The organism is Limosilactobacillus agrestis (assembly GCF_014145585.1).
In the GTDB taxonomy this organism is placed as follows: domain Bacteria; phylum Bacillota; class Bacilli; order Lactobacillales; family Lactobacillaceae; genus Limosilactobacillus; species Limosilactobacillus agrestis.
The window spans coordinates 91,927-115,052 of sequence record NZ_JACIVF010000018.1 but is presented as its reverse complement, the minus strand read 5'-3'; the positions used below and the strand labels follow the sequence as shown (position 1 = coordinate 115,052).

23 protein-coding genes, 1 tRNA gene and 1 riboswitch are annotated in these 23,126 nt (G+C 37.5%); of the genes, 16 read left to right on the top strand and 8 right to left on the bottom strand.

Annotated elements, in window-relative coordinates; translation table 11 throughout:
• Positions 1–396: 396 nt before the first annotated feature.
• Entirely contained in the window at positions 397–2,985 is a 2,589-nt protein-coding gene (gene mprF / locus H5R88_RS01735) for a bifunctional lysylphosphatidylglycerol flippase/synthetase MprF (protein ID WP_182600102.1), read from the bottom strand.
• Between the two features lie 152 nt (positions 2,986–3,137).
• Here mprF and H5R88_RS01730 point away from each other — a divergent pair.
• Positions 3,138–3,212, top strand: a tRNA-Asp gene (locus tag H5R88_RS01730).
• Between the two features lie 79 nt (positions 3,213–3,291).
• Positions 3,292–4,164 (top strand): RluA family pseudouridine synthase, encoded by an 873-nt coding sequence (locus H5R88_RS01725; protein WP_182600101.1) that lies wholly within the window; start codon positions 3,292–3,294, stop codon positions 4,162–4,164.
• A gap of 225 nt (positions 4,165–4,389) precedes the next feature.
• Here the strand turns inward: H5R88_RS01725 and H5R88_RS01720 are convergent, their stop codons facing one another.
• Together H5R88_RS01720 and H5R88_RS01715 are read right to left on the bottom strand one after the other, a co-directional pair.
• On the bottom strand, positions 4,390–5,130 hold the full coding sequence (locus tag H5R88_RS01720) for a DUF4811 domain-containing protein (protein ID WP_182600100.1): 741 nt from the start codon (positions 5,128–5,130) through the stop codon (positions 4,390–4,392).
• Positions 5,130–6,638 (bottom strand): MDR family MFS transporter, encoded by a 1,509-nt coding sequence (locus H5R88_RS01715; protein WP_182600099.1) that lies wholly within the window; start codon positions 6,636–6,638, stop codon positions 5,130–5,132. The genes H5R88_RS01720 and H5R88_RS01715 overlap by 1 nt, the downstream gene beginning before the upstream one ends.
• A 132-nt stretch (positions 6,639–6,770) precedes the next feature.
• On the opposite strand from H5R88_RS01715, the gene H5R88_RS01710 reads away from it, so the two are divergent.
• The 4 genes from H5R88_RS01710 to H5R88_RS01695 all read left to right on the top strand — a co-directional run bounded on the left by H5R88_RS01710 (position 6,771) and on the right by H5R88_RS01695 (position 11,058).
• A complete protein-coding gene (locus tag H5R88_RS01710; protein WP_182578698.1) occupies positions 6,771–7,220 on the top strand; it encodes a MerR family transcriptional regulator in 450 nt (149 codons plus the stop codon).
• Between the two features lie 59 nt (positions 7,221–7,279).
• A complete protein-coding gene (locus H5R88_RS01705; RefSeq protein WP_182578699.1) occupies positions 7,280–7,618 on the top strand; it encodes a DUF3368 domain-containing protein in 339 nt (112 codons plus the stop codon).
• Positions 7,619–7,872: 254 nt separating this feature from the next.
• On the top strand, positions 7,873–9,723 hold the full coding sequence (gene rnjA, locus H5R88_RS01700) for a ribonuclease J1 (protein WP_182578700.1): 1,851 nt from the start codon (positions 7,873–7,875) through the stop codon (positions 9,721–9,723).
• 147 nt (positions 9,724–9,870) lie between these two features.
• Positions 9,871–11,058: a CPBP family intramembrane glutamic endopeptidase gene (locus H5R88_RS01695; RefSeq protein ID WP_182600098.1), complete on the top strand. Its 1,188-nt coding sequence runs from the start codon at positions 9,871–9,873 to the stop codon at positions 11,056–11,058.
• 47 nt (positions 11,059–11,105) lie between these two features.
• Here H5R88_RS01695 and H5R88_RS01690 read toward each other — a convergent pair whose 3' ends face one another.
• Genes H5R88_RS01690 through H5R88_RS01675 form a run of 4 tightly spaced genes read right to left on the bottom strand, consistent with a single transcriptional unit; the run spans position 11,106 to position 13,993 of the window.
• Positions 11,106–11,759: an amino acid ABC transporter permease gene (locus H5R88_RS01690; RefSeq protein ID WP_182578702.1), complete on the bottom strand. Its 654-nt coding sequence runs from the start codon at positions 11,757–11,759 to the stop codon at positions 11,106–11,108.
• A 12-nt stretch (positions 11,760–11,771) separates the two neighbouring features.
• On the bottom strand, positions 11,772–12,410 hold the full coding sequence (locus H5R88_RS01685) for an amino acid ABC transporter permease (RefSeq protein WP_182600097.1): 639 nt from the start codon (positions 12,408–12,410) through the stop codon (positions 11,772–11,774).
• Positions 12,410–13,240 (bottom strand): transporter substrate-binding domain-containing protein, encoded by an 831-nt coding sequence (locus H5R88_RS01680; RefSeq protein WP_182578704.1) that lies wholly within the window; start codon positions 13,238–13,240, stop codon positions 12,410–12,412. The genes H5R88_RS01685 and H5R88_RS01680 overlap by 1 nt, the downstream gene beginning before the upstream one ends.
• A 12-nt stretch (positions 13,241–13,252) precedes the next feature.
• Entirely contained in the window at positions 13,253–13,993 is a 741-nt protein-coding gene (locus H5R88_RS01675; protein ID WP_269448352.1) for an amino acid ABC transporter ATP-binding protein, read from the bottom strand.
• Positions 13,994–14,272: 279 nt separating this feature from the next.
• Here H5R88_RS01675 and H5R88_RS01670 point away from each other — a divergent pair, with 279 nt between their 5' ends.
• The 3 genes from H5R88_RS01670 (at position 14,273) to H5R88_RS01660 (ending at position 16,462) form a co-directional block, all read left to right on the top strand.
• Complete coding sequence (locus H5R88_RS01670; RefSeq protein WP_182578705.1) at positions 14,273–14,749, top strand: universal stress protein; 477 nt, start codon at positions 14,273–14,275, stop codon at positions 14,747–14,749.
• A gap of 322 nt (positions 14,750–15,071) precedes the next feature.
• Entirely contained in the window at positions 15,072–15,755 is a 684-nt protein-coding gene (locus tag H5R88_RS01665; RefSeq protein WP_182600096.1) for a VIT1/CCC1 transporter family protein, read from the top strand.
• Between the two features lie 14 nt (positions 15,756–15,769).
• Positions 15,770–16,462, top strand: a complete 693-nt coding sequence (locus H5R88_RS01660; protein ID WP_182578707.1) for a VIT1/CCC1 transporter family protein — start codon at positions 15,770–15,772, stop codon at positions 16,460–16,462.
• 61 nt (positions 16,463–16,523) lie between these two features.
• Here H5R88_RS01660 and H5R88_RS01655 read toward each other — a convergent pair whose 3' ends face one another.
• Complete coding sequence (locus H5R88_RS01655) at positions 16,524–17,444, bottom strand: cation diffusion facilitator family transporter (RefSeq protein ID WP_182600095.1); 921 nt, start codon at positions 17,442–17,444, stop codon at positions 16,524–16,526.
• A 182-nt stretch (positions 17,445–17,626) separates the two neighbouring features.
• Between H5R88_RS01655 and H5R88_RS01650 the strand changes: the two genes are divergently transcribed.
• The 7 genes from H5R88_RS01650 (at position 17,627) to H5R88_RS01620 (ending at position 23,066) form a co-directional block, all read left to right on the top strand.
• The gene (locus tag H5R88_RS01650) at positions 17,627–18,301 is read left to right on the top strand and encodes a metal-dependent transcriptional regulator (protein ID WP_182578709.1); all 675 of its coding nucleotides are present in this window, start codon (positions 17,627–17,629) and stop codon (positions 18,299–18,301) included.
• Positions 18,302–18,447: 146 nt separating this feature from the next.
• Complete coding sequence (locus H5R88_RS01645) at positions 18,448–18,648, top strand: cold-shock protein (RefSeq protein WP_003672521.1); 201 nt, start codon at positions 18,448–18,450, stop codon at positions 18,646–18,648.
• A 105-nt stretch (positions 18,649–18,753) separates the two neighbouring features.
• Complete coding sequence (locus H5R88_RS01640) at positions 18,754–19,509, top strand: threonine/serine exporter family protein (RefSeq protein WP_182578710.1); 756 nt, start codon at positions 18,754–18,756, stop codon at positions 19,507–19,509.
• Between the two features lie 11 nt (positions 19,510–19,520).
• A complete protein-coding gene (locus H5R88_RS01635) occupies positions 19,521–19,994 on the top strand; it encodes a threonine/serine exporter family protein (RefSeq protein WP_182578711.1) in 474 nt (157 codons plus the stop codon).
• 54 nt (positions 19,995–20,048) lie between these two features.
• The gene (locus H5R88_RS01630) at positions 20,049–20,723 is read left to right on the top strand and encodes a phosphatase PAP2 family protein (RefSeq protein WP_182578712.1); all 675 of its coding nucleotides are present in this window, start codon (positions 20,049–20,051) and stop codon (positions 20,721–20,723) included.
• Between the two features lie 72 nt (positions 20,724–20,795).
• On the top strand, positions 20,796–21,251 hold the full coding sequence (locus H5R88_RS01625; RefSeq protein WP_182600094.1) for a GNAT family N-acetyltransferase: 456 nt from the start codon (positions 20,796–20,798) through the stop codon (positions 21,249–21,251).
• 37 nt (positions 21,252–21,288) lie between these two features.
• Positions 21,289–21,463, top strand: a riboswitch (Lysine riboswitch).
• A gap of 127 nt (positions 21,464–21,590) precedes the next feature.
• Positions 21,591–23,066 carry an amino acid permease gene (locus H5R88_RS01620; RefSeq protein ID WP_182578714.1) on the top strand — a complete coding sequence of 492 codons (1,476 nt, stop codon included), beginning with the start codon at positions 21,591–21,593 and terminating at the stop codon, positions 23,064–23,066.
• The last annotated feature ends 60 nt before the right edge of the window (positions 23,067–23,126 follow it).

Here is a 23,126-nt window from a genome sequence, read left to right as displayed (position 1 = left end):
CCACTTCAATATGAGCAGAATCTAGTTGCCTAGAAAAATATTTATTCAATTTTAAAGCAAGAACATACAGGTTCCAACTTTAAGGGTACACGTCAATTCTGAACTGTTTTTTATTTAAAGGATTTGTGTCACAGTCTCTTATTTAATATCTTACAAGGTGAGGGGATAGAGTCATAAACTGGTTCCGTTGGGGGATATGAAAGTTACATAGAGTGGGCCGTAAAACTTCGAGAATAAAGAATTAATAATTAGTTTCACATTCCCGATAATTCAAATTTTCTCAACAAATAAGCTCCCTCTTCGGGTTAACACTTAGCGATAACCCGAAGAGGGAGCTTATATTGTAAATTAGTTGTGAGCAACGTTGTCAGCTATTCCATTCTTAGCATGTACCGATTAGTTTTTGGTAATCCACCAAAAAATTGTCCGGTGCTTTTGTTGATCAACACGCTGATTAACAACACTGACTAAAATCATCATTGTGGCAATAATTGAATTCTTTTTCCGAAAGGCAGTGTAACGGGAATACCAAACTGTAGCATATTTATCTTTGTAATGACGTAACCCTTGGAAGCCATATAAGTGGTAGCCATATTCATAAATAAAATGCGCTGCTTTTTCCTCAATAAAACTAGATTGATATTCACCGACATTAGAAAGGGGAGCCATTCCTAAATCAAAGTAAGTGTATCCGTTTTGTTGTCCGTATTGAAACATACTAACAAAAATTTTATCCATAATTCCAGAAGGCGCATCTTTACTATGTCGCATTAGATCAATTGTCAGAATTTTTTTGCTTCCTGTTGGCATAAAGGTTGCAAAGGCGACCATTTTACCATTTTTATTGCGAACAATGCCAACTGGTGCCTGGTTAATATAATATGGAGAAAAGAATCCCAGTGAGAAGCCTTTTTCAACTTCATCACCAAGCCAACTGTCAGATACCTTTTTCATTTCGGCCAATTGTTCTTTACTAAAAGGTGGCTGTTCAACTGAAAAGGTATATCCTTCTCGGTCGAACTTATGCATTAAGGCCCGTTGCGATCGTTGTCGTTTACCAGCAAGCGTAAAGTCAGCTAGCTTAACAAGCCCGGTTTCACCAGTTTTAATAAAGTCAAAGCCAAATTCATGAAGAAGCATCGTCATATCACTAGATACTTCATAAAAAACTAATTGGTAATCGTATTGATCTGCTTCATGAATAAATTGATGAAGCGCAGGGCGCCAACTTTTTTTATCACCAACGGGATCCCCCATTACAATTAATCGATCATATTTACGTCGATACATAAAAAATAATTTATCGTGATCATCCACACTATAATAGTAAATAGCCTTATCTTTAAGAAAAGCAAGATGGCTTGTCTCATTACCGCCGTACTCTTTAATTACATTTTTTACACGATTAGCATTAAAAATAATTGGCATATTAAATGGGTCTTTACCAGCCATAAAATAGCGAAGGATGAAGAAGATTAACAAAAGACCAATGATTAAACCGAATAGTCCGGAAAGCCAAAGTTTTTCGCCTGGAAAGAAAAAGAAATTTGGAATATGGTGTTTGCTGGAATACTGGGGTGCATTGATAACGCCAACAAGGACGTATAAAATACAAGATCCAGCAAAAATTAAACTATCAACGGTAAATTTACCAATTGAATATTCTAGTTTTTTACGATAAAGGACATGTCGTGATAATAAAACTAATACCAGTACAATAATAAGATAGATTGTTAAACTAATGGTGCCGAGATTCCAAATAGTATTGGCAATTCCAATTACGAGGAGAATCAAGGTCGGAAGATAAGCTTTTTTGACTTTTGATTGTAACCCTCTTGCACAGGCAATCATTGCGAGAGCAAAGAGAATAGTAGTTAATTGGTGTAAGAAGAAAAAGGTATATGGATACAGACGCGCAATAATTTTATTTTGGGCAGTAATATCTGGAACGGAAGCCGTAATAAGCATTAAAATCCCAGAAGTATACATAAAAGTGGTTATTAAGAAATAGGCGGTTTTATGGACCATTAATAGTGGAAGTCCATCAAAGAATTGGTTAACTTGGGCAGCAAGGGAATGTAAGAAAATAATTCCTGCAATAAATAATGGAATAAGGTAATAGAAAATTCGGAATAATAATAACCAAATGACAGAAGTTGTTCGTGGTACTCCCAGTAATGATAGTTCTAACATCATTAAAAGGTCAAACGATCCCAGTGCACCTGGAATCATGGAAAGAATTCCTAAGACCTGGGCTACAACATATAATGGTAGAACACTTATTAAATTATGCCTAATTCCTAAGCACCAGCCGACCAGTAAGAAAAAAAGGGCGACAAATAACCATTCGCAAGTTGAACTAGTAATTAAGAAAGTTCCTACTTTGGGAGTGACATCCTTAAAGACCTTGTTATTGTGGATAACGGTAATATAAAAAATAATTGGGAAATAAAGACCACCACCGACAAGCCAAAGAGCATATTGATTAAAATGGCCTCCATCATGGAACCCGAACATGATAATTAAGGCAATCCAACAAAGAACAGAAAGTCCTGAAAGCAAGAAAACAGCAATTTTTGAAATTGCAAGGAGAATTTCCTTTTTAGTTGCATTTTTTCGATAAAAATATGCTCGTAAAGTTGAACCAAGAATGCCCCCAAAACCGGCAATGTTGGTAAGTGTGTTAGTTATCCACCCACAACGAATGATGTATGATTTCTTAAATTTCCCGGGTAATAAATGGGTAATAGCAAAATCATAACCTAACATAGGAACAACAGCAATGCATCCTGTAATCAATAAAAGAGTGATGTTGGCCCAAGATAGGTTTGACAAGCCAACTCCAACTGCATGCCATTTAACGGTTTTGAAAAAATTGCCAAGAGCAAGAATGACAAAGATCAGAACCGAAGTCACAAAGACTACTTTTATAATTTTTGAATATTTAGACCACCAGTTTAATAGGCGTTTGCCCAACTGCTGCATTAAAAACTCCTCCTTAATAATAGCTGTACTTTCATTATAAACTATTGAGAATTTTTACGGTACAGATAGGAAAGACGAAAAGTTAAAAATAATTTTAGATTTTTGTTGACTAATTTCTAGAAATTTCGTATACTTTTACTTGTTGTTAAGTTGGTCCGTTGGTCTAGTTGGTTTAGGACGCATCCCTGTCACGGATGAGATCACGAGTTCGAGTCTCGTACGGACCGTTCTAATATTAAAGAGCTGTGATTTAGGTCATCAGCTCTTTTTTTGTATCTTTTATTAATGTAGATGGAGGAAATTAAAATGGAAAACACATGGATATACCAAGGTACTGAACCTATTAAAATAAAGAAGTATCTTCAGTCATTGGGGATGGGGCATCGATTATTCAATGATCTTAAAAACGGGGAAGGAGAATTTCTTGTTGATTATCGGAAGGTGCGACCAACAACCCAAATTCTTCCTAATCAGCCTTTAACTGTTAAGGCCCAGCCAGAGTTAGCTGATGATACTGTTAAAATTAGTAATGAACCCTTAGATATTGTTTATGAAGATAATAATTGGTTGGTAGTAGATAAGCCAGCAGGTGTAACTTCTATTCCAGGACCAACCATTCAAAATGATACAGTTTTAAATCGAGTAAAAGGGTATTTAATTACAAATAATTCCATAGATCTTCGTCCCCACTTGATTACACGGTTGGATCGCTTTACGGGAGGACTCCTCCTTATTGCTAAGCATCATATTGCCTCTAGCATGATCAGTCAGCAAGTACAGCAACATCAAATGCTGAAGGAGTATACCGCCTTAGTAGAAGGACAAATTATGGACGAACATGGCGAAATTAACAAGCCGATTGGAAGGCAGGATGGACAAGCTGCACGTGTAATTGATAAAAATGGGCAACAAGCTTTGACCGAGTATTGGGTTGAAGAACGAGACGTAAATTGGACACGCGTACGAGTAAGACTTCACACCGGGCGAACACACCAGATTAGGGTTCACTTTGCCGCTATTGGTCATCCTTTGATTGGTGATCATCTTTATGGCGGTGATACTAATAAGTATGGGCATCAACTGCTTCATGCAAGTAAAATTAGTTTTAATGATCCTTTCACTCTTAAACAAATGACATTTACGTCAGACTTGCCACCAGTATTTGCTACATTATCTTAAATTGAGAAGCAGAGTAAATAAAAGGGGTTGCGACATCAGTTAGGTTCCTTTCACAAAAGACAAATAGCGCAGTACAACAATGGCCTCCAATGCTCGGTTTTACCGAACATTAGAGGCCTTATTGCTTGCAGGGCTCTCAGAGGCTAGCTTCGCGTCGAAAAATGAAGTCACGAGTGATTTCTGTTTCGAGCCCTTTTTGTTATATAAGGGGGCGAGAATTAATAGTTAATTCTCTGTTTCCTTAACTTGTTTTAAAATCTGTTTAACACTTTGCGCCTGGAATTCTTGTTCTGCTTGTGCTGATACTTTTTGAATTTGTTTAGCAGTCATATGCGGATTTTTGGCTATTGCCGCTTGAACCTTGGATGTAACAAAGGCCCGTCCTTGTTCTGCTGCTTGTGCTTGTAATTGCTTTCCAGCTGCCGAATTTGCGACCTTTGAGAGCTGTTTGGCCTGACTAGTTGTTAATTTAATATATGTTTGAGGATATTCTAATACATTGGTTCGTTTAACCAACGTGTTATCCATTCCTGACCATGCATAAAGTGTTCGATAGAAATTATTTTTATATTTCCAACGAACTTCAGTTGTAATTAATTGAGGAGTATCATCTTGTGTCCATTTAATTCTACTAAATGTGTACTCATTTGCTTGTGTATGTTGAGGTGTTTTTTGTTTTGGTTTGGTGTTGTAAATATAAACGTTATCTTGACCACTCTTTCCAACTGGTTGGTAGAGGGCGAGAGGCATTGATGAATTTGAAGCTGAGTAGATACGTTTAGTTGATGTGGTTGTAACTTTGTGCATACCAAAATGATGACTGTAGTTAAGGGTCATTAATGTTGTTGAACCGACAAAAATGATTCCAGTAAGGGTTGTTAAGATAATTCGTAGGACTTTTTGTTGGGTAAACATCATGCAGGCAAAGAATGCAATTGCACCCAGAAAAGTTAAGATAATAACCATTATTTCTTACCTCCTTCATCAGCTGGTTCAATGATATCATTACTATCGAGGCGGACATGGATTCCGTTACCACTTGTAACAAAGAGGGTAAGAATAAGGCCAAGGAGTGAGAAAACAATGGCAAACCAGAAGGCTGCGTGGTAACCCATTAAAGTGGCATCAAACATCTTTGCCTTATATTGCAAGGGTGCTTGCACAAGTAATGAGTGTGCTGGTTTATTACTATTCGTAACGTTAGTCAGGACAGAAATCATAATTGCAGTTCCGACTGAAGTAGCCACTTGGCGAATAGTGTTATTAACCGCGGTTCCGTGAGAAATTAAATTAGCTGGAAGGGAATTCATTCCGGCAGTTGTAACGGGCATCATTACCATTGAAATACCAAACATTCGCACGGCGTAAAGGAAGATAATATAGATTGTCGGGGTATCACGGTTGATAAAGGCAAATGGAATTGTTCCAATACTAAGAATGAACATTCCAGTAAAAGCTAACCGTTTTGCTCCATGACGATCGAATAAGTTTCCTGTAATTGGACTCATGAATCCCATGAATAAGGCCCCAAATAAGAGGGTAAGGCCGGAATGAAAGGCTGACATTCCATGAATTATTTGAAGATAAAGTGGAATAACAAATTCTACCCCAACCATGGCCATCATAACGATCGAACTTAAAATCGTTGCCAGTGAAAATTCTTTACTTTCAAAAACCTTAAATTCGAGAAATGGGTTGTCTAATTTGTTTTGGCGAAGAACTAAGAAAACGACTAAGACAGCCCCAATTATAATTGTGGAAAGGACGATCGGATTTGTCCACCCTTTGTTACCAACGCTAGAGAAACCATAAAGCATGCTTCCAAATCCTAAAGTTGAAATAATAACCGAGGGCCAGTCAAGACTAGGTCTAGTGTTAGGAATAACATTTTTAACCAAAAAGATACTGGCAATAATTACTAAAGCGGCGATTGGCACGATCATTCCAAAAAGCCAACGCCAGCTATAATTATCAATAACCCATCCAGATAAAGTTGGGCCAATAGCAGGAGCTAGTCCAATCACTAAACCATTAACTCCCATGGCGGCACCCCGCTTTTCTGGTGGATATACAGTAAGCATAATATTTTGCATTAAGGGCATATTAATTCCGACACCAATTGCTTGAATAAGTCGGCCTGCTAACAGGATACTGAATGATGGTGTTAGCCATGCCATAATAGTCCCGATTTCAAAAATTGACATGGCAATAATGAATAGACTTTTGGTGTTAAACCGACCAGTAAGATAAGCACTAACAGGAATCATAATTCCGTTTACCATTAAGAAACCAGTAGTTAACCATTGGACAGTTGCAGTACTGATATTAAACGCATCCATTAATGCTGGGAAGGCAGTTGATAAAATAGTCTGATTTAAAATTGTACAAAAGGCCCCAATTAATAATACTAAGATCATAAGGGAACGATTGTAGCTATTACCATTAATATCAACAGGTTGTTGCTTTTGATTCACTAATAGAATCCTCCTTTACATTTTTTGCAATGTGAAAATAATAATACTATCTGATATCTTTGTCAAATGATTTGACAAAGATATCAGATTTTTGGTAATTTATGATTAAAATATATACTTTGGAGGAAAATAATGGATCCGCTTTCGGAAAAAATTAGGAAATTGATCGCTAGTAAAGAATTGAAGATTAGTATGAGTGAGATGGCCCGTGTAACTGATGTATCGACTAGTCAGTTAAGGTACTGGGAGAAAAAAGGGTACATTAAATCCGAACAAGATGAACAGAATAAAAATCACTATTTTACCTTACCTGTGATGTTTCAGGTTTTTACGATTAAGGACTTTTTGGACCAAGGTTATACTCTTGCAATGGCCGTTAAAAAGGAACACAAACGTCGTGAACTACATCAAATTTTTATTCGCTTTATTGCCGATTGTATTATGGAAGTGAAGCAGACTGGTGAAAAGAAAGGTGAAATTAATCTTGGCCCACTAGCAGAAGAACCAACTAAAGAGGTCTATGCAGTTATTGATGGTCAACAAACAAGTCTGCATATTCGTACGCGAACGATGAAGGATTAACGTGCCTTAAACTTTGTGATATGGTTAAAATGAAGAAAAGTAGAAAGGGACGACCATACATGACTATGACTTACAATGAATTAAGTACTGAGGCTAAAGAAACTGCCCTTAATTCGTTTGTTAATTTTTATGTTAGTCAATATAATAAGGAAAGTTTAGAGATTTTAGGATCACATGTTGAAAATGGGTTGATTGCGACGATTAACCAGATATTGCGTGATAATCAATTTATGGGACATAGTAAGTTAGTTGAGATTAGTATTCGCCTTAGTAAGCCAGTATACCAAGAAATCTTATCGCAATTAACAAATGTTAAATTCCAAAAAGATGGTGAGCCCGTTGTTGATTGGCTAACAGCATGGAAAGAAAAAGAAGAACAATTGCCAGAAGAAGATTAAAATACAAGAATAGGAAAGTGGTGAATAATCATTGTATTTAGCTGATTATTTATCACTCTTTTATTTATTACTACCTTCAATTTTGCAGATGTGGTAAAATAATAGTTAGTTTTACGTACGGATTAAATAATTAAGATTAAGTGCCAATAATAAAATAAATATCAATAACCGACCTTGTCAGAACAAAGCGGTTCTTTTGGCTTACTTAAATTCCGTTAATTAACATGATAAAAATCTATAAAAGGAAAGGTATTATGACAAAATTAAAGATTAAAAACAATGAAGTTGCCTTTTACGCCATGGGTGGCCTTGGTGAAATTGGTAAAAATATGTATTGTGTACAATTCCAAGATGAAATTATTGTTATTGACTGTGGAGTTTTATTCCCCGAAGATGAATTGCTAGGGGTAGATTACGTAATTCAAAATTATGATTACCTCATTGAAAATAAAGATAAGATTAAGGGAATTTTTATTACTCACGGTCACGAGGACCACATTGGAGGATTACCATTCCTCTTACAAAAGGTCAATGCACCTATTTATGCAGGGCCCTTCGCAATGTCATTAATTAAGGGTAAATTAGAAGAAAAACACTTACTAAGAAATGCCGAATTGCATGAAATTAATGAATTTGATGAAGTGCATTTTAAGAAGTTATGGGTGAGCTTCTTCCGAACAACCCACTCAATTCCTGACACATTGGGGATTGCAGTTCATACTCCCCAAGGAACAATTGTTCAGACTGGTGACTTTAAGTTTGACTTGACACCAGTTGGTAATTTGCCCGGTCCTAATCTTCAACAAATGGCTAAATTAGGGGATGATGGGGTTCTTCTCCTAACGTCAGATAGTACGAACGCAGAACGACCAGAATTTACAAAGTCCGAACGTTGGGTTGATATCCATATTCGCCGGATTTTTGAGCGCATTAAAGGACGCATTATCTTTGCTTCATTTGCATCTAACGTTTACCGGTTGCGTGAAGCATCTGATGCTGCAATTGCGCAAGGACGAAAGATCGCGGTCTTTGGTCGTAGTATGGAAAATGCAATTACTGCTGGTCAAGAATTAGGCTATCTTAATATTCCGAAAGATTCGCTTATTGACCAGAATGAAATTAACAATTACCCACCGGAGAAAGTATTGATCATGTGTACTGGGTCGCAGGGTGAACCAATGGCAGCCCTTAGTCGAATTGCTAATGGTACACACCGCCAAATTACTATTCAGCCAGAAGATACAGTTGTCTTTTCTAGTAACCCAATTCCAGGAAATACTACTAGTGTTAATGCCCTTATTAATAAGCTTGAGGAAAGCGGGGCTAATGTAATTCACGGGTATGTTAATAATATCCACACATCAGGACACGGTGGTCAAGTCGATGAAGAATTTATGTTACGGTTAATGAAGCCTAAGTTCTTTGCTCCCGTTCACGGTGAATACCGAATGCAAAAGATTCACACTAAGTTGGCTGAAATGACTGGTGTACCAAAGGAAAATAGCTTTGTTCTTGCAAATGGGGATGTTTTAGCTCTTACGAAGGACTCTTGCCGGGTAGCGGACCACATTGATAGTGTTAGCGATGTTTATATTGATGGTCGTGATGCTGGAGATACAGTCGGGAACCCCGAAATTCGCGAACGACGCTTACTTTCGGAAGAAGGTGTCGTAACAGCAATTGCGGTTGTCGACTTAAAGGATTACCAAATTGTTGCGGGGCCTGATATTGTTTCTCGTGGCTTTGTTTATATGCATGAGTCACAAGAACTGATTAAGGCAGCTAATCATGAAGTATTCTGGGCAATCCTTAATACATTTAAAAATCACAAGCACGTTGATCAACGGGTATTAAACCGGACAATTATCAGTCGTTTGCAAAAATTACTTTATGATCGCACCGGTCGTCGTCCAGTGATTATTCCGATGGTGACAATCTTAAACGGTAATAATCGTTCAGAAAATCAACACTATCGGCGACCAAACAACAAGAATAATCATAAAAATGAACGACCAAGTAATCATTCTCACCGGAACTCCCAGCAACATCCTAAAAAGAGAAATGGTAAAGAGAAGCAACCAGTTGTAACTGGAAACACAAAATAAACAATAAAAGAACTTGCGGCTTTTTTGCCTGCAGGTTCTTTTGTGGTTTAAACTAAAAAAGAAGATTTTATTCTTAAAACTAAGGAGATTGTTTGGTATGATCATATTTAGCAATTATTTTATATTTCCCAGAGAGGATGAGGAAAAATGACCGGAAACGATTATCTAAAAATCTGGTACCGGGTTCAAATTGGGGCGACCTTGGTCATTTTAGCGATGATGATGATTCGTAATTATGAATTTAATCGTCAAACCGTTGCATTGGCATTATTGATCATGGTTATCATTTTAGGAATTGGTCTAGCTTTTGAACTCTTACCTAATGTGTCCCTGTTAGTTAAAAAGTTGAATGCATGGTTACAAGTAATTACCCAGCCGATAATTTTAGTGTTTGCTTGGGATGTAATGGTTCGAGAAATTATTGTTCTATTGCATTTACCATCTCGAGGCGTTGTAACAATGATGATTTTTTATTACTTTATTATGTTTGCACCATTTGCAAGCGTAATTGGTGAGCTCATGCATTGGAGCATCGAACGTTTAATATTTATTGCCTGGTTAGCTCAGGTGGTTTTCACGCCATTGATTGCATTACCTACAGACTTGGTTGATAACCACTTCTTATTATTAGCATTATCTACTGGTGCAGTTGGGGCAGTTGCCTTTTTTATTCTGACGACAACCGTCATGCGAACCTGGCACTTATCATGGCCAGGATTAAAGCCGCATTGGAGTGGCGATTTTAATTGGTGGATATTCGCGGGATTAGTTGTTATCGATATTATCTTTATGGCTTTAAATACGGGAGAAATGCCAATTCTACATCGTGCTAATTGGGATTTTACCCTTTCAGCATTTGAGGCTGCGGTAATGGAAGAGACCTTGTTCCGTTTTGCTATTCTTGGCATCTTATTCTATGCTTGGCGCAATGTAAAACAACGACTTCCGTTAGCGTTAGCTACTAGCTCAATTTTATTCGGAATTGTTCATCTTGCCAACTATGGCCCTCAAGAATGGTCAATGACTGTTTTACAAGCAGTTAGCGCAGCAGGGATTGGACTATTTTTTGCAACTGTTTATGTTTATACAGGTCAATTATGGCTAGCTATGGTAATGCACTTCCTTTTAGACTGGACAGCATTTATTGCTTCTGATTCAACATTAATGACTGGAAAAGTAACAGTTCAGGATTGGATTGGGACGGGAATTGAATTAGTAGTATTTATTGGAATTGCCGTTTGGATGATGTTTGGACAACGACGTCAAGTGATGAAACGACATGTTAATCGCTTAACGGGAGAACATCAACGGTTTGATTTTATGATTCAGTATTAAAAAATGGCGAGATTAGAAAAGTTTTCTAGTCTCGTCATTTTTTGTGCTTAGGCAATGTGTTTATGCAAATAATGTGCAAATAATGATAATGAGTAGCAGACAATAAAGTATAGAACTGCTAAAGCAATAAACATCGGAATAATATAATTTGTGTTTTGACCATAGATAATCTGGGCATGATACATTAATTCTGGCAAGACAATAATTGTAGCAAGTGATGTATCCTTAACTAATGAAATGAACTGGCTAACGAGAGCCGGCATCATATTCTTAATTGCTTGTGGTAAGACAATAATTCGTAATGCTTGCCATTTGGTTAACCCATTAGCTAGTGCTCCTTCAGTTTGACCGTAATCAATCGAATTTATCCCTGATCGAACAATTTCAGCTACCATTGCGGATTCAAAAATTGAAAGGGCCATAATTGCGGCAGGAATAATTTCTGGTTTAATTCCAATATTAGGAAGGCCAAAGTATGTGAAGAAAATTATTAGTAATAGGGGAAGATTACGGATAATATCGATAATGAACCCCACAATTGCTGATAAGTATTTGATATTCGCGTAACGAATAATTCCGAGAAAAGTTCCTAAAATAAAGCTGATTATAATTGAAATTACAGAAACTTCAATTGTGATCCAAAGCCCTTCTAGGAGGAAACGAATATTAATCCATGAATAAGCGTCAATAAAGTTTTGCATTGATCATTCCTCCTAGGCTAATTTCTTTTCAAGATGTCGCATATAATAACTCAAGGGAAGCGTAATGATAAGGTACATGATACCGACAATGAAATAAGTTGGCATTGTTGCTAAAGTATCGTTTGCAATTAGGTTTCCTTGGTACATAAGATCAAAGCCAGCGACAAAGGCAAGTACCGATGAGTTTTTAACCAAATTGATAAATTGGTTGCCCAGTGGCGGAATAACAACGCGAAATGCTTGTGGCAAAATGATATAACGCATTGCCTGACCGTAAGTAAGACCATTTGCGAGGGCGCCTTCCATCTGTCCAGAATCAATGGAATTAATTCCCGCACGTACAGTTTCAGCGATAAAAGCAGAAGTATAGAGGGTCAACCCAATTGTTCCGGCAGTAAATCCATTAATTTTAACAATATACATTGGGATAATAAGGAAAAAGGCCATTGTGATCACTAGTAACGGAATATTTCGAAAGACTTCGACATAAACATATCCAATAATTTTTAAAACCCGATGTTGAGAAATCTCAAGAAGGGCAAAAAAGGTTCCAATAATAAGGCTCCCAATTAATGCAATAAGGCTACATAGAATAGTATTCCATAGGCCGGTTAAAAGGGGATGCCACTCATTTATAATTAAATTTAACATTAGCGTTTCATCTCCTGATAATTAAATCCTTTAACGTTCCCAAACCATTTGAGTAGAAGACGGTTATAGGTGCCATCCTTTTCAACTTCACGTAATGCCCAGTTTAATTTATTACGGAAGCGTGCCTGATTTTTATTAACGGCAATTCCGTAAGGCTCTTTAGTAAAATTGCCACCGACAACCTCATAACCAGGATTTTCAGCTGCCATCCCATAGAGAATTCCATTGTCAGTGGTAAGGGCATCCCCTTGCTTTGATTTAAGAGCAGTCATTGCTTGAGCATAGTCAGATAATTGAAGGACACGTGCTTTCGGGGCAAACTTAGCAACGTTTTTTACTGAATTTGATCCAGAAACCCCAAGAATTACAGCACCTCGCCGATTTAAATCGCTAATGTTTTTAATTGGACTGCCCTTCTTCACGAGGAGGGATTGTCCGGCATCAAAGTAAGAATTGGTAAAATCAACTTGTTTTGCACGTTCAGGAGTAATTGTCATGGTTGCCATAATCGCATCAATATTACCATTTTTTAATAGGGGCACCCGGGTTCCGCTAGTTACAGGAACAAAAATTGGCTTTCCTTGAGGCCCCAGAATCTTTTTTGTAAGAGCAGTTGCGAGGTCAATTTCAAATCCTTCTAACTTCCCTGTCCGAATATTTTCCAGCCCAAAGAGACGAGTATCTGCTTTTACTCCCCAGGTAATTCGTTGACTATGCATATCCTCAGTAAGGACATCTTTTTTTGCAATTGAGGTACCACAGGCAGAAAGGGTAAGGAGAGTAACAAAGATGAGGGCGCTAAGACTAATTAATCGCCAATACTTTTTCATTGTAATGCCTCCTTAGTGCCCACTGATCTTACTCATAAATTCGCGAGCGCGTTCAGTAGAAGGTTGATCACCAAAGAATTTTTCCGTTGAATCATCTTCAAGGATCCGCCCATCGGCCATAAAAATTACGCGGTCAGCAACTGCCCGTGCAAAGCCCATTTCGTGGGTCACCACTAACATAGTCATATTTGAGTTTTTAGCGATATCTTTCATAACGTCTAAAACATCATCAATCATTTCAGGGTCGAGGGCGCTTGTTGGTTCATCGAACAGGAGGCACTTAGGTTTCATTGCCAAACTGCGGGCGATAGCGATTCGTTGCTTTTGGCCTCCAGATAATTGAGCCGGCATGCTTTCGGCTTTGTTTGCTAGGCCAACTTTATCAAGCAGTTTCATTGCTAATTCATGGTTCTCGGCTTCCGGTCGCTTTAACACGATTCGTGGTGCGAGCATAATGTTTTCGATAACACTCTTATTGTTGTACAGGTTAAAATGCTGAAAAACCATTCCAACGTCTTTCCTAATCAAATTAACATTGGTCTTCTTATCAGCAAGGTCAAACCCGTTAACAATTAACTGACCATCCCTAATTGGATCTAATCCATTGATTGTTCGAATCAGACTACTTTTCCCCGAACCAGATGGCCCAATTAAAACAACCGTTTCACCAGCATCAATTATTAAATTAATATCTTTTAATGCATGGAATTTACCATAGTATTTTTGCACATTATGAAATTCAATCATTGACATGTGTAGTTAACCCCCATTCATTTGTATTTACAATAAGCAGTAAACATTCCTAATTATATATTTTGTTCTATAACCCGTCAAAATCTGCTTTGTGTAATTATTAATTTGCCAAAACAATTATAAAATTCTTTAATAAACCACTTTTATTTTAGGAAGGCCGAAATAATTATTTACAAAATTGAGATAAGTAGTAACATAAGAAATGAAGAATATGACTTAACGAAGAGGAGCGAGTAATGCTTCACCGTTAAAGTGTAGAACATAGGAAGGAGAATACTAATGTTCGAAATAAAGCCAAAGAAGTTCAAGAAGATCCTCGTTGGTGTTGACGATGCACCAGATGCCCGTGCCGCTTTCTCATATGCGGTTGATAAGGCAAAACGTGATGGGTCAGAATTAGGGATTGTATCAATTCTTGAAACTGACCGGGTGAATGTATACCAAATCTTAGATAAGGATTATGTTCATAGTAGTGAAGACGAATTACGTCAACGGGTAAATGAATATGTTCAAGCCGCAATTGATTACGGTGTTGATCCAGAAAAGATTACGGCAATTGTTGATCGTGGTGAACGGCCAGCTGAGCGGATTTGTAATCATGTTATCCCTGCTTTTCAACCAGACTTATTAGTTGTTGGTTCAATTGGTAAAAAGGGAAATCGTAAAGCAGTTGGTTCCCAGGCATCTTACATGGCTCGCCACGCTGGAATATCAGTATTTGTAATTCGGACGAATACGGTTCAAGCTTACGAATAAATAATTTGCTTTCTTGATATTATTGAGGCTGGGATAAAACAAAAGTTTTCTCCCAGCCTCAACTGCTTTTACGAACAATAGCAAGATAATGTGGAATTAGTTTCGCATTGCTACAAGGCTTGAGCCTAAGTACTAGCTCATGCCGCGCGAATCATCGTCCTGGGCTAGCCCACCACCTTGTCAAGAAGATTATTTCCCACTTGTTTTTTATGAAAATGTAATTTTAATGATTCTAATATATGATATGCTTTGATGGTTTTTTAGTTGTTTTTCACCACCTCTATGTTATAATGATTCTAAAGTAGAGAGGGAAGGGATAAATTTGTCCAAGAAAAAGATGTCATTAGCACAAAAGGTAAATGTTCTACGTGCGAGTGTAATGGGAGCTAATGATGGGATTATTTCGATTGCCGGAATTGTTATTGGGGTGGCAGCAGCAACAAGTAATGCTCGTTCAATCTTAATTGCCGGCTTATCTGGAACACTTGCCGGTATGATTTCAATGTGTATGGGAGAGTATGTCTCAGTTTCGACCCAAAAGGACTCCCAAAAAATGGCATTGATTAGTGAGAAACAGCGTCTGCAGAATCAGTATCAGCATGAATTTGATTATGTTCAAAAGAAATATGAAGCGCAAGATATTGCCCCTCAACTAGCTAAACAAGCGACGAAAGAATTAATGGAAAAGGACGCTTTAGGGACAACCGTTCAAGAGCGGTATGGCTTTAATCCCAATGAGTTTACAAGTCCGTATGCTGCGGCGATTGCGTCCTTTATATCTTTCCCCACCGGTTCAATTTTACCAATGGTGGCTGTTACAGTTTCTTCAGCAAATGTTCGAATCTTAGCAACCGCAATTGCAGTTCTTATTGCATTGTTAATTACTGGTTATTTTGCGGCAGTTTTAGGAAAGTCTAATCGGATTAAATCGATGATTAGGAATGCAGCTGCCGGATTATTAACAATGGGTGTTACATACCTGATTGGACAATTATTTGCGCGGTAGGGAGATGAGATTAAATGGATATTAAGGTGAAAAAGCATCAAAAGCAAACGATGGAAGAAAAATTAAATACACTACGGGCTGGTGTATTAGGTTCAAATGATGGAATCTTAACGGTTGTCGGTGTTCTGGTATCTGTAGCCGCAGCGACAAGTGACCGTTTTACCATCTTCATTGCTGGCTTGTCTGATTTGCTTGCTTGTGCATTTTCAATGGCTTCTGGCGAATATGCTTCTGTATCTACGCAAAAAGATACAGAAAAAGCTGCCGTTGCTCAAGAAGAAAAACTCTTAAAAATGGATTATGAAGGGGAGCTTGCGGCAGTAAAAGACTATTATGTAAATAAAGGAGTTACTCCTGAAACCTCAATCAAAATTGCTAAGGACCTCCTTAATAAAAAGCCCTTAGAAACGGTTGTTCGGATTAAATATGATATTGAACTTGGCCACTACCTCAATCCTTGGGATGCTGCATTTTCTTCTCTTTTTTCAGCAGCTGCTGGCGGATTGATTCCGTTAATGGCGATGACTTTTGCTCCCGAGACATATAAGTGGTATGCCGTGATTTTAGCGGTTGCCTTTACGAGTGCCCTAACTGGTTATATTAGTTCTAAGCTTGGTAATGGGCTTGTTAAAGTTGCAGTTATTCGAAATATTATTATTGGTTTGATTACGATTACGATTCACTACGGGGTTGGAAAATTATTTTAATTTATATGAAAATAGGAAGCAAGAGGCTGAGTTTTTGCTCAACTTTTTGCTTCCTTTAATTTTAGTCCTGTTTAAAGTTATTATTAATAACATTTTTTTCATCAACGGGAGTATTGAATAGTTCTTCATCTTTACCACGGCGATATTCTGCTTGAATAGTAACATGGCAAATGCCATATTTTTCATGTAAGATCTTTTCTACTTGACTATAGATTTGTTCGACCTGGCTTAGTGGTAAGTCATCACAATTAAGATGGGCAGAGAAAATGATTCGGTGTTCATCCATCATCCATGCATGAATGTGATGAACCGCCGTAACTCCATCGATTTGTTTTAAATCCTTTTCGATGGAATTGTAATCAAGATCAGGGGAGGATTGCATGAGAATTTTAATGGTTTGGTTAATAATCGGCCAAGCTTCATAAGCGATATAGAGGGCAACGCCGATTGTCAAGGCAGGATCAAGCCAGGGAACATTGACAAAGGTAAGAATGATTCCTCCAATGATAACAGCAACTGAAGAGAGGGCATCACTTAGAATGTGGAGATAGGTTGCCTTAACATTTAAGCTATCTTCACTTCCAGCATGTAAGAGTGCTGCTGAAATAAAGTTTGCAAGGAGACCAATTACAGCCACAGTTAACATAATGCCCCCATTAATATGCTGGGGATGCTCTAACCGTTTAATAGCTTCAATAATTAAAAAGACAGAGACAACAATTAAGAAAATACTGTTAGTTAATGCTGAGAGGATTTCTGCTCGACGGTAGCCATAGGTTCGTTGCTGATTTTCTGGTTGTCCGCCAATATGCTGGGCAAAATAGCCTAATACAATGGAAAGCGAATCCCCTAAGTTATGAAAAGCATCCGATAGTAAGGCTAAACTTCCTGAAAGAATACCTCCGAGGATCTCAACAATTGTAATTATTATATTTAGGAGGGTAACTGCTAAAAACCGTTTCCCTGTTACTTTTTCGTCCATGATTAACCTACTCCTCCGTAAAAATCGATTGCGGGTTTATAAAAAGCTTATAACAAAAAAGTTAGGCTTTCCAAACTACACTTTTAATAATATGCTATAATCAATTTGGGTTCAATGTTAATATATAAAAACACATAATGACCGATCGTAGGCCAAATTTTAATACCCAGAGGTGAAACGATTTGACTCCAATGAAGGAAGACTATCTAAAAATTATTTTTGAATTAGGTGGTAGTCATAAAAAAGTTTCTAATAAAGAGATTTCCCTTGGACTAGGAATTGCCGCTGGATCAGTAACCGAGATGATTTCTAAGTTGGCTGACGAAGGGCTGGTTGTTCATGAACCGTATGCTGGCATTTCGTTAACTGAAAAAGGACAGAAATACGCTGCAGAATTAGTGCGGAAGCATCGTTTGTGGGAAACGTTTTTAGTAGATAAACTTCACTATAACTTTGCAGATGTCCATTCAGAAGCAGAAATTCTTGAACATCAGACAAGTGATCGACTAGCAACGGCCCTAGATACTTTTTTGCATCACCCTGACCATTGTCCGCATGGTGGAGTAATTCCGTCGGCTAATGGTAAGTTTCCAGATGTAACACATCGTTTATTGGCGGATGCTGATGATGGAGAAAAAGTTGAATTAGAACGATTCCTGGATAATCACGAACTCCTAACTTACTTAGAAGAGTTAGGATTACGGCCTCAAGAACAGGTTATTGTAATTCGTCATGAACCTTTTGAAGGGCCGATTGTGATTCGAAAAGAAGATGATGACCAGGAAATAAATGTCTCATATAAGGCCTCACATAATATTTTTATTGAACCTGACACAGCTCAAGAAAATAAAGATTAATTATGTAAATGATGGCTTATGTGATACAATTGTTTTTGTAGTTTTTTTAAGTGCGGTTGGTTCGATTGTTTCATTGCAAATGGATCTCTTCACCTGAGATGAATTACAAATTATATTAGTGCTTGATGCACAGGAGGATTTCCAATATGGAACAAGGAACTGTTAAATGGTTTAATGACGATAAGGGGTATGGCTTCATTACCCGTGAAAGCGGCGATGACGTATTTGTTCATTTTTCTGCTATTCAAGGGGATGGCTTTAAGTCATTGAGCGAAGGACAACATGTTACATTTGAAGTTGAAGAGGGCGAACGTGGCCTTCAAGCTGCAAATGTAGTTAAAGACTAAATACAAAAACAAAAAACGACTGGATTTCCGGTCGTTTTTTTGTGTTGAGCTCCTTATCTCAATAGAGGATAATAATAAATATCCTTGAACAGAGAAGGTGAAAAGATGCTAACAAAACAACGACAAGCATTAGCACTAAAAACTTGTTTGCTAGCCGGAAGACTTTTAATTGAAAATGGATCAAATATGGAACGAGTTAACGACACCTTATCCCGAATGGCAAAAAGTGCTGGACTCCGTGGCTTTCAGGCCTTTACAACCGTAACCGGAATTGTAGTGGGGACAATTAATGAGCCTAATGCCCAAGTAATTACTATTCGTCATCGAAAAAATAATTTAAGTAAAATTGCAGAGGTCAATGAAGTTTCTCGCGAATTAGCACGTCGCAAAATTGATGTTCCACAAGCGTTTGCTAAATTAAAAAAGATTGATCGCAAAAAGATGCTAGGATGGCAAAACTGGTATGAATCATTTGCCGCAGCAATTTTAAGCGGTGCATTGATGATTGTCTTTACAGGCAATGTTTCTGATTCTTGGGCTGGCTTTCTTGCAGGTGGCGTAGGTTATGCAGCATTTTCCTATCTCTTACGAAAGTTTAAGATTCAGTATTTAGGAGAGTTTTGTTCTTCCTTAATTATAGGTATTTTGGCAGTAATATTTGTTAAAATGCACCTTGCCAATAATATTAATGATATTATTATTGGTGCGGTTATGCCCCTTGTTCCTGGAGTGCCTTTAACTAATGCGGCACGGGATTTAGTTTCAGGGAATTTGATTAGTGGACCCACAAGAGGAATTGAAGCGATTCTAACTGCTGTTTCAATTGGCAGTGCGATTGTAATTGTTTTGCACTTTAATTAGGAGGGTAGAAGATGAATTGGAGTAACCTATTATTACAATTTTTCTTATGCTATGTTTCGACAGTTTGTTTTGGTATCCTCTTAAATATTCCTAAACGTGCTTACCATACTGCAGGGATGATTGGTGGGGGTGTATGGGTAGTTTACTGGGTAATGTATTATTACATTGGCGTTGAGCTTGCATTTAGTAATCTAGTTGCTGCAATTTTAATTTCGGTATTAAGCCAGGCAGCAGCGCGGCGAAAACGAATGCCAATTATTGTTTTTAATGTACCGGCACTGGTTCCATTAGTTCCTGGTGGACAGGCTTATAAAATGGTTCGAAATTTTGCAATTGGTAATTACCATCTTGTTACGGTTTATTTTTATCAGGTGATTGTAATTGTCGGTGCAATTACCCTTGGCTTTGGGATAGGGGAACTTTTAAATCGTATTTTGAGCTATCTTCATAAATATTTAATTAAAAAGTCACGATGGAATTTTTAACACTGTGGTATACTCATTTTTGATTAATAATTTAAGTTAGGAGAATCCTTGATTATGTTTATTGAACGTGATGATCATCGTTGGTGGCGCTTTGCTTTAAGCGGTGGTTTCTTTATTGCATTGATGCTGTTAATTATGTTTAATTCGTCAGTGTTAACAATGATTGATGCTGTTCTGCAGTCATTATTTACAAGTCAGCGCCTAGAAGGAATTGGTTGGTTCCACGCTTTAATGAGTTTGCTTTCATTTTTAGCTAAACCGGTCTTAGATTTAGTATGGGTATTTATTATTGCAGGTGTTTTATGGCTGAAGGGCTATCGCATTCCGGCTTTATGGTCACTAGGAACGATTTTCGGTGGAGATGTGCTTGGAACGATTATTAAACATATCGTTAAACGGGTACGTCCTGCACAACACTTGGCGGCAGATGATGGCTATAGTTTCCCTAGTGGTCACACTTTAGGATTCTTCTTGGTAGTAGCAATTTTATTCTTAATAGTGATTCCGCTTATTCAAAAAGCATCTATCCGCACAATTTTGCAAATCTTATTAATATTTGCAGTTTTCTTTTTGGCAGTATCACGGGTATATCTTTATGCTCACTGGCCATTTGATACTATTGGTGCAATGCTATTAGCTTATGCATGGTTACAAGTGGCTGAATGGCTCTATGTCGCTTGGGCACCACGTTTACAACGGATTCCGTTCTTCCGTAGTGTTGAGATTTAATAATCGGAATTGATGAAGGGTAATCTTTTTTGGTTGCGCTTCTTTTTTTATTTCCCGGGAAATAGGAGAAAAATGAGTAAAATTATAATTGAGTCAGCAAAAAGTAATAACAATTTAGAAGCAATAGTTAAATTGTTAGACGATGAAAAATTGACACAAACAGTGGGATTGCTTTTACCTCTTCAAAGAGAAAATCGTGTGCAAGCTATTAAAATGTTTGTTTATCAAAATCATGTTATGGTAGTGAAACTAAATGAAGATGTAGTAGGAATAATTGTATTAAGTGCCTGGTATGGGGATGAAGGAAGAAGAATTGCTCACCATTATGAATTAGGTTATCTTTTGCGCCAAGACCAATGGAATAAAGGCATAATGACATCGGCACTTCAAAAATTTATTTCTATTTTGCCGTCTAAAATTACGATTCATGCGGAGTGCAAACAAAGTAATTATCGTTCCAAGCGAGTGCTTATTAAATGTGGCTTTATTTATGATAAGGATGACTTGTGGCAACGCATTATTAAATAATCGAACTTGCATTTATATTTGAGTGGGGTATAATTTCATTCGATGAAGAGGTTGCATATTTTATTAGTAGCTAATATTAGGTGAATAAGCACTGGAGTATTATTGAAAGGAAAATATGCCGAAACACTACTTAGCTTATTTCTGGTAGGTGTTGGGCTATAGTCATAATAGGCTATAGACTGTCGCAATAGTTGCGGGGCGCTTCCTAAATTGATTCAACAATTAATTGTAGGTATTAAGTTGGGTCTTCTGGTAGGGTTACCGATCAGAAGGCCCTTTTAATTTATCCTCTTCGAAAATGTTGACGTTAAGATACACAAATTTGGAGGGAAAATATTTATGGCAGATGAATCTAAGTCGACGGGTCATATGGAACGGACATTACAGACGCGTCACTTGTCCATGATTGCCCTTGGTGGGACAATCGGTACTGGACTTTTTATTGCCAGTGGATCCGCTATTTCAACTGCGGGACCTGGTGGAGCATTAGTTGCATATGGAATTATGGGGATTATGGTTTATTTCCTAATGACGAGTCTAGGTGAAATGGCAACATATATGCCATTAACTGGGTCATTTTCGGCTTATTCAACGAAATTTGTTGATCCAGCACTAGGCTTTGCTCTTGGTTGGAATTATTGGTTTAACTGGGCAATTACGATCCCCGTTGATGTTACAACTGCGGGAATTGTCATGAATTACTGGCTTCCCAATGTTCCGGGGTGGATTTTTAGTGTAACAGTGATGGCCTTGATTTTCTTAATCAATTATTTATCAGTACGCTCTTATGGTGAAACTGAATTTTGGCTTGCTTTAGTCAAAGTTATCACAGTTATTGTATTTTTAATTGTTGGGGTTGCAATTATTTTTGGAATTATGGGTGGTAAACCAGTTGGATTAAGCAACTTTCACTACAAGCAGGCACCTTTTGTTGGTGGTGTACCAGCAATTATTAGTGTTTTCTTGGTTGCTGGTTTTTCGTTCCAAGGAACAGAATTAGTTGGAATTACTGCTGGTGAAGCTGCTACACCAGAAAAATCTGTCTCTAAGGCAATCCATTCAACTTTCTGGCGGATTTTACTTTTTTATATTTTTGCTATTTTTGTTATTGCTTGTATCCTTCCTTACACTGATAAGAACTTATTGAACCAAGATGTTTCAAACATTACGATGAGTCCATTTACGATTGTATTTAAGCGGGCAGGATTAGCATTCGCAGCTAGTGCAATGAATGCAGTTATTTTAACTGCTGTCATTTCTGCTGCTAACTCAGGCTTATATGCTTCAACACGGATGCTTTACTCTCAAGCCCGTGAAGGATATGCATGGCGGATTTTTGGTTATGTAAACCGGCGTGGTATTCCAATTTATGCTTTGTTAGGAACAATGGTTGTCTCATTAGCAGCTTATGCAACCCAATTTATTGGACCACAAGCTTATAACTACCTAATTGGGGCATCTGGATTATGTGGATTTATTGCGTGGCTAGGAATTGCAATTTCTCATTATCGTTTTAGAAAAGCATTTTTAAAACAAGGGCATACACTTTCAGAATTAAAGTATCATGCAACGGGATTTCCATTTGGCCCAGTATTTGCTTTTGCTTTATGTATTATCGTTATTTGTGGTCAAAATATTGATGCTTTTGTCAAAATGGATTGGCAAAACATCTTGATTACTTATATGGGAATTCCATTATTCTTAATTCTTTTCTTTTACTACAAGATTCGTTATAAAACACACTTGATTTCGCTTGAGAAGGTTGATTTATCACGGCAAACAAAGGGTGAATCATACGAACCAGTAGATGACTAATAAGTGAAAAGGGAACGAGAAAATACTCGCTCCTTTTTATTTTAAATGTTAGAATTATTT